Genomic DNA, 13,656 nt, shown 5'->3' with positions numbered 1-13,656 from the left:
GAGCACAACCATGTCAGCATCAGTCGACACCCCGCCGGGCGAACCGAAGGGAGAGGCGAAGGGCAAGGTGAAGCCGTCGCTGCCACCCGTGAATAAGCGGGTGTTCCTCGCGGCAGCACTGGTGGCGCTCGCCATCACCGTATGGGCCCTCATCTCACCGACCAATGCCGAGTCGGTCCTCGGCGCCGTCGTCGGTTGGACCTCCGATTGGTTCGGCTGGTTCTACGTCCTTCTCGTCCTCGCCGTCCTCGTCTTCGTCATCTACTTGGCGGCTTCCCGCTACGGCAATACGAAGCTCGGCCCCGAACACTCGAAACCCGAATTCGGGCTCATCGCCTGGGCGTCGATGCTCTTCGCCGCCGGCATCAGCACCGACCTCATGTTCTTCGCCGTGGCCGAACCGGTCACGATGTACCTCACCCCGCCGAGCACCGAAGCCGAAACGGTCGACGCAGCCCGCGAGTCCACTGTGTGGGCGCTCTTCCACTACGGCCTGAGCGGCTGGGGACTCTACGCACTCATGGGTATGGCCCTGGCCTACTTCGCCTACCGGATGAATATGCCGCTGGCGATCCGCTCGGCGCTGGCCCCGATCTTCGGCAAGCGCGTCCATGGTGCTCTGGGTGAGACGGTCGACCTCGCCGCCCTGCTGGGCACGATCTTCGGTGTGGCCACCTCGTTGGGCATCGGCGTCGTCATGGTCAACGTCGGCCTCAACACTGTCCTCGGAATACCCATCGGCGTCGGCACCCAGGTCGGCATCGTCGTCGTCGGAGTCGGTGTCGCCACGCTCTCGGCAGTCTCAGGTGTGGACAAGGGAATCAAGTTCCTCTCCATCCTCAACGTCGTCCTCGCGATCGCTTTGAGCCTCTGGGTGCTCGTGGCCGGAAACACGAAGTTCCTGCTCAACGCCTTCGTCCTCAATGTCACGGACTTCGTCCGCCTGTTTCCGAACATGGCAGGACAGACCTTCGCCTTCGAAGACACCGGAACATGGATGACCGACTGGACCCTGTTCTTCTGGGCTTGGTGGATCGCCTTCGCGTCGTTCGTCGGACTCTTCCTCGCCCGCATCTCCCGCGGACGCACCATCCGCCAGTTCGTGCTGGGCACCCTGACGATTCCGTTCATCTACATCTTCATGTGGATCTCGATCTACGGAAACTCGGCCCTGGACATCATCCGCAGCGGAGACAAGAAGTTCGGTGAGTCGGTCATGCTCAGTCCTGAGGGCGGGTTCTACGACCTGCTCTCACGCTACCCGGCCTTCGCCGTCATCGCCGCTCTGGCCACGATCACGGCGCTGCTGTTCTACGTCACTACAGCGGACTCCGCGGCCCTGGTCATGGCGAACCTGTCGTCGAACCTGCGCAATCCCGCCGAAGACGGACGCGCCGGACTGCGCATCTTCTGGGCGCTGTCGACCGGTGCCCTGACGGTGGCGATGCTGCTCGTCGGGGGCATCGGCGCGCTGCAGAACGCGACGGTGATCATGGGCCTGCCCTTCGCCTTCGTCGTCATCCTCGTCATGATCGGCCTGTACAAGGCCCTGCGGGTCGAGGCGAACCGCGTCGACAGCGTCGATACGACCCTGCCCGGCTCGTTGGCCCGTCGCTCCCGCGGTCCCGGCCACGAGACATGGCAGCGTCAGCTCGGGCGGGTGCTGTCCTTCCCGAACAAGGCGCGTGCCGAGGAGTTCGAGCAGAAGGTCCTCATCCCCACCCTCCACGAGGTGGCCGAAGAGATGGAGGGCCGCGGAATCTCGTCACGCTGCGGTCGCGTCGACTCCGAAGGCGTGTTCGTCGACGACGGCGAACTCTTCCAGTTCGAGGTCGACGGAGACGGGGAATACCCGTTCCGCTATCAGGTGTGGCCGCACAAGGTCAGCGTGCCGTCATTCGGCGGAATGGTCCCCCGCGGAACCGGCGAGGACTACTACCGGATGGAGGTCTACCTCGACGGCGGCACCGGTCAGGGCTACGACATCATGGGCTTCTCGAAGGAGCAGATCATCGATGACGTGCTCGACCAGTACGAACGTCACGTCGAATTCCTCCAACTCCAGGAGAACATCACCCACCGCGATGACTGAATCGCGATGTCCGGATGACTGATTCCGGCGGGTGAGTGCGGCGCCCGGGATCCCTGGCCTGACGGTCGGCGGTCCCGGGCGTCGTCATTTCTCGCACCGAGGATGCGTCGATCTCAAGCGCCGAGGCCGGCGGACGCTGCGTGGTGGGCTCGGGGGCGGCCAGGTGATCACCTTGCCGTCACGGTGCGCAGGGTTCGGGCGACGGACAGAGCCGTCAGCCCGCTGGTGGCAGGGTTCTCCGGGCTCGGCGTCGACCGGATGTCGAACGCGAATTCCCCTGCGGACCCGGACGCCCGGATTCGGTGGGCGGACTGGGTCTGACCGGCGACCGCCTGGAGCACGACCCGCACCCTCTCCAACGAGGCACCGAGTAAGTCGGCATCGGTGCGTTCAGGTGCGGTGTCGGTCGACGCCGCTCTGGCTCCTGAGTCTGAGGCCGCTGCAGCTCGACTCAGTCCGCGGGTGGCCCAAGCGAGGGCGACGGCGATGTTGACATTGGCGGGGAACTTCTCGATCGCCTCGGCGGGATTGCCCTCGAACACCGTCAGAGGGCCGTCCTCAGGACGGAGGACACGCAGACGCTCGGCTTCGGTCTCGGACATCCACGGTCGGATGAGTCCGCTCGCCTCCTTCGAGGTGGTGATTTCGACGCTGTCGAGGCCATCGGACTGAGCCGCCGCCTCGAGCACATCGAGTCCGCCGATCGCCCCATTGGTCACATGCAGGCGGCCGGGTCCGGCGAGCAGACCCGCACGGGTGCCGGGATCGGCCATGGCTCCGACACTGGTGAGCACGAATGGGCGACCGGCCGCGATGACGGCGGGGCCGAATCGGGCGGCGGCGGGAACCCCGGCGCATTCGACGATGACATCGAAGCGGTCGAACATCCTCGGCGACGGTGATTGCGTCGATGACGCAGCAGGCAACGATGGGGCCGGTTCGTGAACTGGGGTGGTGAGCGTGGGGAGGTCGACTACCTCGGCGCCGTGATTCGGGCGACCTCTGTGGTTGGCTCGATCCGAGACCAGGGCGGTCAGGTTGAACGCCCCGGACTCGAGCTCGGGAGAGAGCAGCCGGGCGACGTGACGGCCGATGGCACCGAAGCCGAGGAGGAGCACTGAAGTCATGGCCGCACCCTATCGGAGACATCTGACACGGGGCTGGACCGTTGCCGCAGGAGACCGGAGCGTGGGGGTGCGCGGGCAATGTCAGTGCGACGCGATACGGTTGCAGGATGGACGACGAATCACAGCCGAGTGCATCCGGGGGAGCCGTCACCGGCGACGACGGACTTGCCCGCACCCCGTGGGCGTACGGCGACCCGATGCTGCTGGACTACTACGACAGCGAGTGGGGTCTGCCCACCCATGACGAGGCGGGGCTGTTCGAGCGGATGAGCCTCGAGGGATTCCAGGCCGGTCTGTCGTGGCTGACGATTCTGAAGAAGCGGAGTCGGTTCCGTGAGGTCTTCGCCGGATTCGATCCCGACGCCGTGGCCCGCTTCGGCGACAGCGAGATCGAGCAGCTGCTGACCGATTCCGGGATCATCCGCCACCGCGGCAAGATCGAAGCCTGCATCAACAATGCCGCTCGCGTGATCGAACTGCGTGAAGACGGCGGACTCGATGCGTTCCTGTGGTCGTTCCAACCTGCGCAGACCCCGCGACCGCGTACCATTGCCGAGATCCCGACGACCGGACCGGAATCCGTGGCGCTGTCGAAGGCGCTGAAGAAGAAGGGGTTCCGCTTCGTGGGACCGACGACGATGTATGCGCTGATGGAGGCCATCGGCATGGTCGATACGCACCTGCTCGATTCCCACCGCCGAGGAGCGTCCGGAGTGTGGTCGGAATGAATGACATCCGCGTCTCCGCACTCGTCCTCCTCCACCCGCAACGCCGGGAACTGCTCATGGTGCGCAAGGCCGGGACCAGTTCCTTCATGCTGCCCGGCGGCAAACCCGAAGAGGGGGAGACCGCTGAGGACACCATCGTCCGTGAGATCGCCGAGGAGCTTGGACTCGATCTGGACCGTCACCGACTGCACGCTTTGGGCACGTTTGCTGCCGCGGCGGCGAACGAAGCCGATCACCGTGTCATCGGCGACGTGTTCTGCTATGACGGTCTGCCGGCAGCACTCGATGTGGAGAACATCGCGCATCTGGCCGAGATCGCCGAAGCCGGATGGTTTCCCATCGACCCGCTGCCCGCGGACACCGGTATCCGCCAATTCGCGCCACTGACCCGCAACGAGGTCATCCCGGCGCTGCAGGCCGCGGGGAGATCGGTTGGTTGACCGAGTGAAGCGCCGTCGTCTTGCGCGGTGCGATGCTGCTTTCACGCTGGGCAGCGCTGGTCTCATGCGGTGCGACGCTGGAACCCGAGGTCGAGGGTGAACAGGTGCAGGGAATGCACCACGGTGATCGCGGCGATGAGGAAGCTCAGCGAGATGTCGATGATGCCGAAGATCGTCAGCGCCGGTGGGCTGACATAGCCGGGTGCCTGCAGAAGGGTGCAGCCGATGACGATCGCGCCGGTGAGAATCGCGATCAGAACGGCGATTGTCGTGCGACCCACCGCTGCCAGGCACAGCAGCCCGGTGGTGAACAGCAGAGCGAAGAGCGCGAAGACGTCGACTCCCCGTCCGATGCTGAGGACTTCCTGCCACAGGTTCCCGTATGTGACCGAACTGTCCGGTTCGGGGGAGTAGTAGGGGAAGAACGAAGCGGCGATCACCAGCACCACCAGCGGCCCATAGAGGCGGGCATAGGTGATGTTCGTGCGGCGGATGCGCTCGGCGAGGACGTCAGCGCTGCGGAGATTTCCAGTCGTCATCGACCGTCCGTCATCTGTTGCTGTCACTGCGGCCCGCCGTCGGAATCGAGGATGGCGGTACGAGGACTCGTTGCTGTGCCGAAGCACGGCAGAAGCATCTCATTTCTCCGATCAGAGGATTAGGGATTGTGGTCGGCGGCGGCCCGAATGGATTAGTCGCCATCAAGCGAACCGATACCTGAAACGTATCCAGGAAAGTTACCGCTCGGTGTTCTCGGGCGACAAGGAATGGACATGACTCACGGGTCATGCCCGCGAAATTTCACATACTCGCACAAAGGCTTTTATGTCGGGTTGTGACCTTATCCCTATTTCGCTGCTCGGGGAGCCGCATTCTTCGCTCGGGAAGGTGCGAGGTCGGGTGCCGCATGGCCCTCGGCAGCCCGACCGAGCTGGACCGAGAGTCGGTGGAGGCATTCGCGGAGGTCGGGACTGTCGATGACGGTGAAGTCGGTGTCCAAGCGCGCCAGGGCCAGGGCCATCGTGGTGAGGCTCTGGCCGCCGACGGTGACGAGACAGCGGTCGTCCTCGAGTGCTTCGACAGTGCCTTCGGCGGACGCGAGCTTCTTCATCACTGTGGGCGCCGGTGCATCGACGATGACTTGGGCCGAATGCCGCCACCTGGGTTCCGTGGCGTGTCGTTCGACGAATTCTCCGATGTCGTCGGCCGGCAGCGGACGTGGAGTGAAGCTGCGGCCGCTCGGGGTCTTCGGCACGATGCGTTCTGCGCTGAAGACTCGCCAGTCCTCAGCCTGGGGTTCGAAGGCCAGCAGGTGCCAGCGGTGCTGACGATTGACGAGTCGGTAGGCTTCGACTTCCAGATGGACCTCGTGTGCCGAGGTGCTGCTCGGGTCGTTCGGTAGGAGAGAGTCGCCGGTGTCTGGGTCGGCTGTAACTGGGCTGGTGGCGCATGAGTCGCCTGTGCCGCCGGGTGAGCGGTCGGACGGTTCACCGAGATACGTGAAGCGCAGGCGTTCGTGTCGGCGACAGTGGTCGATGAGAGTGACGATGAGGTTGGGGTCGACAATCGGCATCGGCTGATTGCCGACGACCGGGACAGTGAAGTGCGCGAGGCTCTGCACCCGTGTCCGGACTGCGGTGGGGAGAATGGTCTCGAGCTTCGCCAGTGCCAGTGCCGAAGTCTCTTCCATTCCGCCGATGATGCAGCTCAGCCCCGAGTGGAGGCCGACGGCGACCGCCACCGCTTCATCGGCGTCGAACATGAGCGGCGGGATGCCCACGCCGTTGGAGGAGAGACGATATCCGCCCTCGTTTCCGCGTGTGCCGTCGATCGAATAGCCGATATCGCGGAGCGTGCCGATATCGTTCCGGATGGTCCGCGGGCTCACTCCCAGGCGATCTGCCAATTCGGTTCCCGACCAGGTTCGGGGCACCATCAACAGTGACAATAACCCGAGCAGCCGTGCTGCAGTCTGTGACATCTCTGCGTCTTCTGTCGTTTAGGAAGACCTCCTGCCTGAACTCAGAATAGCATTATGCAAATCGTTCCGGGGCAGAGCGAAAACAAAGAAGTGGCTTCCCCGAATTCGGAGGAACTAACAAAATTGATGCACGATCAGCAGAATATTCAGAGCATTCCTTCCACAGAGACAACTGAAGCAGAATTCGACGTCGATGACTATCTCGAGTTGTATTCGTCGGCACGGAAGAAGGACAAAGGGTGGATCCTCGACGAGGTCATGATCCTCACCGGTTGGTCACGTGACCATGCGCGGCGCCGCCTGGCGGCCTTCCGCATCGGAGAAGATGATGCCTACGACGATCCGCCCGCCGACCAGCCGTCGTCGAGGTGCTGCAAATACTCACCCGAATCGCGAGCACTCCTCGTCCGGATCTGGGAGTGGTCGGGGTTCCAGAGTGGAAAGTACCTGGCCGCTGTGATGCCGCAGCTGCTCGATGCGGCCGAGCGACACGGCGCCCTGGTGCCCGACCGCGATGGTTACAGCCTCAAGGTCCGGTCCGAGCTGCTCGCCGTCAGTCCGGCGTCGATCGACCGGTATCTGCGCACCGCGCGAGCCGAGGACTTCCGAGATCGTCGAGTGTCGACGAAACGATTCACCAGTCCCAGCGAAGACTTCCTCGACTTCGCTTCGGGGCCGAACGAGCACGAACCCGGATACTTCCTCGTCGACACCATCGCCCACGCAGGACCGACCCGAGCCTCGAACTGTGTGTTCACGATCAGCGCCTCCTGCCTGCACACCGGTTGGGTCTTCACCCACAGCCTCGCCGACAACGCTCCGGACACCATGGTGGACGTGCTGCAGTGGTCGCTCGATGAGGTGCAGGGGATTCCCTTCTGGGTCAATGCCATCGAGCTGAGCAATGCCGATGACACCGTCCACGAGGCGACCGACCGGTGGGCGCGGGGACTGGATATCCATTTCAGTCCGGTGCTCAAAGATCTCCGCCGCGATCGGCTTCCGGAAGCCTCGCGGCATCAGCATCTCGTCCATGAGTACGGCAATATCCGCCGCTATGACACCGAAGAGGCCCGGTCTGCACTCAACGGACTTTGGCGCGCGGTCGATGACCGGCTCAACTACTTCACTCCCACGCGCAAACCGGCTGGCTGGGCCGATGACGGTGACGGCGACCAGCGGCGAATCTACGACGAACCGCGCACACCGTTCGAACGTCTGCGCGCAGCGGGAGTCATGTCACCGACGCAGGAGGACGAGCTCACCCAGTATGCGGATGGTCTCGACCCGGCCCGACTGACCGAGGAGATCGTGTTCTGGCAGAGGCGTCTGCAGGAGCTGGCCGCCTGAGAGAGTTCCGTTCCCACGCCGCCGGCAGAGCATCGTGTCCGCTGGCTGTCGGCAGATCCGCCCCGTGGGGGTGAAGACTTAGTCTCGTTCCTGCCGCGAATAGGCGATGAGCGCCCGGTACAGGTCGATCGGGGCGCAGTTGGCGCCCTTGGCCAGGGACTTCATGAGTTTGCGGTAGGTCTGATAGTCCATCTGCGCCGGATTGTCCGTGGGCACGAGAGCGAAATCGTGCAGAACGGTCAGCGCCCGGGAATCCATGATGGAGAACTTCTTGGGATTGACCACGGTGAGCAGGGTGCTGGCCATCGGAATTCCCACTCCGGGCAGCATCTGCAGCAAAGGCAGACGGAAGCGGTTGGGTGTGTCATCGTCGAGCGCGACGCCGGTGACGAAGTCGATGTCATCGGACGAGATCTCCTCGAGGCTCGGCAGAACTCCGATGGCCTTCCACTCGGCGACCTTGAGGAAATGCTTGCGTTTGAACGATTCGCGGACCTTCGTCTTCGGGCCGATATCACTGAAGATCTCCGACTCGAGGTCCGTGAGGGCATAGAGCGGTTCGAATTTGAGGACGAATGCGGTGTCGATGGTGCCACTGGGAGCGTCGCGTTTGAGGTCCGAGCCGAGTTCCGATGAGTTCATGGACCGATGGTAGGCGATCATTCTGACGTGGAGGTGAACACTTCTGCACCAGATGGACGGCAGATGGTGCGGGCACGGCAGATGCAGTGCCGATGTCGTAACCTCGGACTATGGACCCCGAACATCCGTCTCAGGCGACGTACACCCCGGCGCTGTTGGGTCTGGTGTGGACGGCGATGTTCGGGTTCTCCGCCTTCTTCTTCAGCTATTCGACGATGGTGACGATTGCGGCGACGGACGGACTGTCGACCGTCACCGGCGGGTCCGTGCTGACGACGATGATGATCGGTGTCATCGTCGCCCAGCCCTTCGCCCCGTGGGCCGGTCGCGTCTTCGGTTTCAAGGCCTCGCTCATGCTGGCTCTAGTCCTGCAGTTCCTCGGCCAGCTCCTCGGACTCTTCGTCACCCCGCCCCTGTTGGCACTCGTCCTCGCCGGACTCTGCGGAGGCGTCGGGTTCGGGCTCTTCGTCGTCCTCGCCAATGCCGCGGTCCCAGGAACGACCGCGCCGGGACGGACCGGCAAGGCGCTGGGCTTCTTCGGTGGGATCACTTCCCTGGCCGCGGCCGTCGGAGCTCCGCTGGGGCTGTGGTTGGTTGAGACGATCCCGATCTGGACCTTCCGCATCATCGTCTGCGCCTGTCTCCTCCTGGCCATTCCCACTGTGCTCAAATACGTACCCGGTCGGCCGCCTCGGCGTGGGAATGACGATTCGGGAGCATCGCCGAGCGGCAACGAGACGGTCGGGGTTCGGTCCGGACGCAACGAGAAGCGGAGCCTCCGAAAAGCAGGACGCTGGGCGGGGGAAGCGCTCGGGCTCGTCCTCATGCTCTCTCCGTTCCTCGTCGGCATGATCGTCTTCGGGATCATCGTCGGCTTCGGTCCGGGCGAGGACGTCGCCGTAGCGGCACTGTTCATCGCCGGGATGCAGATCTCGGCGGTCATCGGACGCTTCGTCGTCGGGGCCGTTTCGGACAGCTTCCCGCCGTTCGCCCTCAACATCTTGGGCCTCGTCCTGACGGCGATCGGGCTGGTCTGCGCTGTCGTCTCCTACGGTGGGACGCTGTTCGCCTCGATGCTCGTCATCGGACTGGGATTGGGCGCCATGCAGTCGGCAAGTCTCGTCATGGCCTTCGCCGCGGTCAGTTCGCCGAGCCGGGCCAGCGTCGCATGGAATATGAACTTCGACATCGGGCTGGCCGTCGCAGGTGTGGTCGGCGGGCTCGGTTTCACCTATCTCGGGTCGTCGTCGACCTTCTTGGTGTGTGCTCTGCTTCTGCTGTTCACCGGTGCCCTGTCGTGGATCGCGCGGACTCTGCAGAGGCGGAACAACGGGCACGGCTGAGCTGTCAGTGCGGGCACGGCTGAGCTGTCAGTGCGGGCGCTGCTGACCCGGAGACTGCGGGGTGCGACTGAGCCTGTGGTTGAAGGGCAGGGCTGGATCGTCAGTGCGGGGACTCCTCATCGAGCTGCGCGAGCAGTCCGACGGCCGCACGTGTGTACTCACCGATCCAGCGATCATGGATCCGTTTGATCGGGAGCGGTGCCAGAGCCAGCAGTCGGGTGCGTCCTTCCTTGCGGCCGGTGACCAGCTCAGCGCCCTCGAGCACTCGAATATGCTGCAGCACAGTCGTGCGATCGAGGTCGGGAAACGCCTCGCAGACCTCACCGGTCGTCCGCGGTCGAGTCCGCAGCAGGTCGAGGACGCGTCGGCGGTTGGGGTTGGCCAGGGCCTTGAAGACCGCATCGTCGGATTCATCCGAGCCTGTTCCCAACTCCCGTGACATGTGGTAAATATATCACATGACAGATGAGCAGAGCACCCAGAACACACCCGTCGAGCAGAACGATCAGTCCCGTCCATTGGAGGAGCTGTCCTTCACGGTCACCGGCTACATCTCGAAGACTCCTCATGAGACCTATGAGGCGGTCGCTGATCCCGAGCAGCTCTCGCATTACTTCACGACCGGCGGCGCCCGCGGCCGTTTGGAGGCCGGGGCCGACGTGACATGGGACTTCGCTGACTTCCCGGGTCGATTCCCAGTCGAAGTCGTCGAGAACTTCCAGGACGAGAAGATCGTCATCCGCTGGGAGGGTTCCGACGATTCCGTGGAGAGTGACACGACAACGACCTTCGAGTTCACTCCCGTCGATGACGGTGCGCGGACGCTCGTGACGATCACGGAGAAGTCCTGGAAGCTCACCGAGGGCGGAGCTCAGGGCGCCTTCGGCAACTGCATGGGCTGGACCGGAATGCTCTCGGCTCTCAAGGTTTGGATCGAGCACGGAATCAACCTCCGCGAGGGCTACTACAAATAAGCCCGGGACGTCAGCGCCCGGACGGTCCCGCCGCAGAGTCCGATGTCGTCACAGTGCCCGACGTGCGCTGCCTTCGTGCTCCCCGTTGTGCCCGGATCTCCGGAATGAGCACTGCGAGGACCGCGGCAAGGAAGACGGCCTGCATTACTGTGCGCGGCACCAGCTGATCGTCCCACGGCAGATTCTCGCCGGTCAGCGCCAGATGCACATTCGCCGGGAACATGAGGATGAGCATCAGCCCCAGCCCGCCGGCCGCCCACGGGCGAGTCGGGCGCAGCAGCAGGCCGAAGGCTCCGAGCAGTTCGAGCACCCCAGTCACGGTGACGAGCGCAGCTGGTGCTGGAAGCCATGGCGGCACCATGTCGATGAGAGCCTCGCGCATGCCGACGAAATGTGAGATGCCGGTGACGATGAACATCACGGCCAGCCCGAACCGGATTGCCGCCGGCCATGTACCAAGGCCATGTTCGGCCGCCGCCGAGTTGAAGCGTCCGACGGCGTAGACGGCGAGAGTGGTGATGAGGAGAAAGAGCAAGGGTGCCATGAGAGGCTCCTTCGATGAGCGAGGCCTTGCGGCCGCGACGAATCTTTACAGTGAAAAGATAGATCGCCGACAAGCATCTTGTCAATGAAAAGTTTGCTCCGGTACGATCGGACTGTGACTTATCATCATGGGGATCTGCGTCGAACCCTGTTGGCGGAGACCGCCTCGGCGATTGCCGAAGACGGCGTGGCCAAACTGAGCATGCGTGCGCTGGCGAAGCGGGCCGGCGTCTCCAACGCCGCTCCGACGTATCATTTCGGTGACAAATCCGGTCTGCTCACGGCGCTGGCGACAGAAGGATACGACCGCCTGGCGGAGGCGATGTCCGGAGTCGACGAAGGCGGCGGACTCATCGACCGCGGAGTCGCGTACGTCGAATTCGCGCTCGCCTGCCCATCCCACTTTACGGTGATGTTCCAACCCCGGCTGCTCCACGATGACGACGGCGAACTGACTGCGGCCCGTCAGCGGGCGTGGGCGGCGCTCTCGGTCGGAGTGGCGACGACCAGATCGGGGCCGGACTCCGACTTCGGGGTGGCGGCATGGTCGCTCGTCCACGGATACGCCACTCTGGTGCTCAGCGGAGCAGTGGAGCCCGAAGACGCACTCAGACAGGCGCGCATCGTGGCGGGCCACCTCGTCGAGGGCGCCGACAGGAGCCGCTGAGGGGCTGGGCCGCTGAGGGGCTGGGCCGGATCTGTTTATATGGCGGTGAGGCACCTGCGGTGCCCCGGAATCACTTGCCGGCGACCTTCTTCTGCCCCGGTTCGAGTCCGTGGGAGTTCTTGATGAAGAACGCACCGATGACGCCGAGGATGCCGACGCAGGCGGCGACGAAGAACGCGACGTTCGCGCCGTGGACCAGGCCCGCCATGCCGTAGGTCTCCGGGTTCCGCGCGGCCGAGACCATGATCGTCACGAGCGCCGCGGTGCCGACCGACGCCGCGATCTGGCGCAGCGTGTTGTTCAGGGCAGTGCCATGGGGGATGAGGTGCGAGGGCAGCTGGTTGAGCGCGGCCGTGGTCACCGGCATCATCACCATGGCGACACCGAACATGCGGACCGTGTTGACGACGGCGAGGTAGACGAACGAGGTGTCCGGTTCCAGCCGAGCGAAGAGGAACGTGGTTCCGGTGAGCAGGACGAAGCCGGCGATGGCGAGCCATTTGGCGCCTATGGCGTCGAACACGCGACCGGTCACCGGCGACATCAGTCCCATCACCGCGGCGCCGGGAAGCAGGACCAGGCCCGACTCCATGGCCGAGAAGTCATTCATGTTCTGCATGTACAGCGGCAGGACCATCATGCCGCCGACCATGACGATGAACACGCACATGCCCAGCAGGGTGTTGAGCGTGAACATTCGGTAGCGGAGGATGCGGAACTCGAGGATCGGCTGTTCGAGTTTGAACTGACGGGTGATGAAGAATGTCAGCGAGATCGCGCCGATGACCAGCGGGATGAGCACCTCGGCGCTGAGCCAGCCGGCGTCACCGGCGGTGCCGAAGCCGAACAGCAGTCCGCCGAAGCCGAGGGTGGAGAGGATGATCGAGAGGACGTCGAGTCGGGGGAAGGTGCGTTCGGTGACGTTCTTGAGCAGGAAATAGGCGACGATGAGATCGATGATCGCGATCGGCAGCATCATGTAGAACAGCGTCTGCCACGGAAGGTGGTCGACGATCCAACCGGAGAGGCTGGGGCCGATGGCCGGTGCGAAGGCGATGACGAGGCCGAAGGTGCCCATGGCTGATCCGCGCTTCTCGACGGGGAAGATCGCGAAGAGAATCGTCTGCATGAGCGGCATGATGATTCCGCCGGCCGAGGCTTGGATGACGCGGCCGATGAGCATCACCGGATAGACCGGAGCGATCGCGCAGACGATGGTGCCGATGATGAACAGACCCATGGCGGTGAAGAACAGGCCCCTCGTCGTGAACTTCTCGATGAGGAACGCGGTCACCGGAATCATGATGCCGTTGACGAGCATGAAACTCGTCGTCACCCACTGTGCGGCGCCGGAGGTGATGTCGAAGTAGTGCATGAATGCCGGCAGGGCGGTGTTGAGCAGCGTCTGGTTGAGGATGATGACGAACGCGCCTGAGACGAGAACCGCAAGCACGAGGTTCCGGTTGACCGGGGTGCCTTCTGACGGGTCCTTCTGAAAGTCGTCTCCGTTCGCCAATGGCATCCCCTCACCTGTTCGTCGTCTGTGTCTCTTCTTGTCTTCCAGCAACAGCCCGCCCGCGGAGGTGCGCTGAATCGGCCCCTCTTTGCGCCCGGAAATAAATTCCTTGGTTATATAACCGTTTCATGCAGTTTAACCCACCACCCTCGCCGAGGCGGCCCCGGGTCGGTGTGAGATTCGTCGAGTTCATCTCCCGGTTGGGTGACGGACACCCGTCACCGCGGAGCTTTTGTCGCCGGTGAGGAAGATT

At 63.8% G+C, this 13,656-nt stretch carries 14 protein-coding genes; 7 read left to right on the top strand and 7 right to left on the bottom strand.

Annotated elements, in window-relative coordinates:
• The first annotated feature begins 10 nt into the window (after positions 1-10).
• A complete protein-coding gene (betT, locus tag ACVZTU_RS14490; protein ID WP_482400698.1) occupies positions 11-2,092 on the top strand; it encodes a choline BCCT transporter BetT in 2,082 nt (693 codons plus the stop codon).
• 167 nt (positions 2,093-2,259) lie between these two features.
• Here betT and ACVZTU_RS14485 read toward each other — a convergent pair whose 3' ends face one another.
• On the bottom strand, positions 2,260-3,219 hold the full coding sequence (locus ACVZTU_RS14485) for an aspartate dehydrogenase domain-containing protein (protein ID WP_482400697.1): 960 nt from the start codon (positions 3,217-3,219) through the stop codon (positions 2,260-2,262).
• Positions 3,220-3,326: 107 nt separating this feature from the next.
• Here ACVZTU_RS14485 and ACVZTU_RS14480 point away from each other — a divergent pair, with 107 nt between their 5' ends.
• Both ACVZTU_RS14480 and ACVZTU_RS14475 read left to right on the top strand, forming a co-directional pair.
• A complete protein-coding gene (locus ACVZTU_RS14480) occupies positions 3,327-3,947 on the top strand; it encodes a DNA-3-methyladenine glycosylase I (protein ID WP_482400696.1) in 621 nt (206 codons plus the stop codon).
• Entirely contained in the window at positions 3,944-4,387 is a 444-nt protein-coding gene (locus tag ACVZTU_RS14475) for an NUDIX hydrolase (protein WP_139468204.1), read from the top strand. The genes ACVZTU_RS14480 and ACVZTU_RS14475 overlap by 4 nt, the downstream gene beginning before the upstream one ends.
• Before the next feature lie 62 nt (positions 4,388-4,449).
• Here ACVZTU_RS14475 and ACVZTU_RS14470 read toward each other — a convergent pair whose 3' ends face one another.
• The gene (locus ACVZTU_RS14470; protein ID WP_482400695.1) at positions 4,450-4,926 is read right to left on the bottom strand and encodes a hypothetical protein; all 477 of its coding nucleotides are present in this window, start codon (positions 4,924-4,926) and stop codon (positions 4,450-4,452) included.
• Between the two features lie 308 nt (positions 4,927-5,234).
• The gene (locus ACVZTU_RS14465; RefSeq protein WP_139468206.1) at positions 5,235-6,368 is read right to left on the bottom strand and encodes a helix-turn-helix transcriptional regulator; all 1,134 of its coding nucleotides are present in this window, start codon (positions 6,366-6,368) and stop codon (positions 5,235-5,237) included.
• Positions 6,369-6,494: 126 nt separating this feature from the next.
• Between ACVZTU_RS14465 and ACVZTU_RS14460 the strand changes: the two genes are divergently transcribed.
• On the top strand, positions 6,495-7,718 hold the full coding sequence (locus tag ACVZTU_RS14460; RefSeq protein WP_181270695.1) for an integrase: 1,224 nt from the start codon (positions 6,495-6,497) through the stop codon (positions 7,716-7,718).
• A 78-nt stretch (positions 7,719-7,796) separates the two neighbouring features.
• On the opposite strand, the gene ACVZTU_RS14455 is transcribed toward ACVZTU_RS14460, so the two are convergent.
• A complete protein-coding gene (locus tag ACVZTU_RS14455; RefSeq protein WP_434591395.1) occupies positions 7,797-8,360 on the bottom strand; it encodes a hypothetical protein in 564 nt (187 codons plus the stop codon).
• 110 nt (positions 8,361-8,470) lie between these two features.
• Here ACVZTU_RS14455 and ACVZTU_RS14450 point away from each other — a divergent pair, with 110 nt between their 5' ends.
• Entirely contained in the window at positions 8,471-9,703 is a 1,233-nt protein-coding gene (locus ACVZTU_RS14450) for an MFS transporter (protein WP_181270693.1), read from the top strand.
• 100 nt (positions 9,704-9,803) lie between these two features.
• On the opposite strand, the gene ACVZTU_RS14445 is transcribed toward ACVZTU_RS14450, so the two are convergent.
• On the bottom strand, positions 9,804-10,145 hold the full coding sequence (locus tag ACVZTU_RS14445) for an ArsR/SmtB family transcription factor (RefSeq protein ID WP_181270692.1): 342 nt from the start codon (positions 10,143-10,145) through the stop codon (positions 9,804-9,806).
• 16 nt (positions 10,146-10,161) lie between these two features.
• On the opposite strand from ACVZTU_RS14445, the gene ACVZTU_RS14440 reads away from it, so the two are divergent.
• A complete protein-coding gene (locus ACVZTU_RS14440; RefSeq protein WP_139468211.1) occupies positions 10,162-10,677 on the top strand; it encodes an SRPBCC domain-containing protein in 516 nt (171 codons plus the stop codon).
• 10 nt (positions 10,678-10,687) lie between these two features.
• Here the strand turns inward: ACVZTU_RS14440 and ACVZTU_RS14435 are convergent, their stop codons facing one another.
• On the bottom strand, positions 10,688-11,221 hold the full coding sequence (locus ACVZTU_RS14435) for a DoxX family protein (protein WP_482400694.1): 534 nt from the start codon (positions 11,219-11,221) through the stop codon (positions 10,688-10,690).
• 114 nt (positions 11,222-11,335) lie between these two features.
• On the opposite strand from ACVZTU_RS14435, the gene ACVZTU_RS14430 reads away from it, so the two are divergent.
• Positions 11,336-11,887 carry a TetR/AcrR family transcriptional regulator gene (locus ACVZTU_RS14430; RefSeq protein WP_139468213.1) on the top strand — a complete coding sequence of 184 codons (552 nt, stop codon included), beginning with the start codon at positions 11,336-11,338 and terminating at the stop codon, positions 11,885-11,887.
• Positions 11,888-11,957: 70 nt separating this feature from the next.
• Here ACVZTU_RS14430 and ACVZTU_RS14425 read toward each other — a convergent pair whose 3' ends face one another.
• Positions 11,958-13,409: an MDR family MFS transporter gene (locus ACVZTU_RS14425; protein WP_434591386.1), complete on the bottom strand. Its 1,452-nt coding sequence runs from the start codon at positions 13,407-13,409 to the stop codon at positions 11,958-11,960.
• Between the last annotated feature and the right edge of the window lie 247 nt (positions 13,410-13,656).

It is taken from the genome of Brevibacterium sp. OS20, from assembly GCF_056837565.1.
The sequence above is the reverse complement of the archived record's forward strand: the minus strand, read 5'-3'. Positions and strand labels throughout refer to the sequence as shown.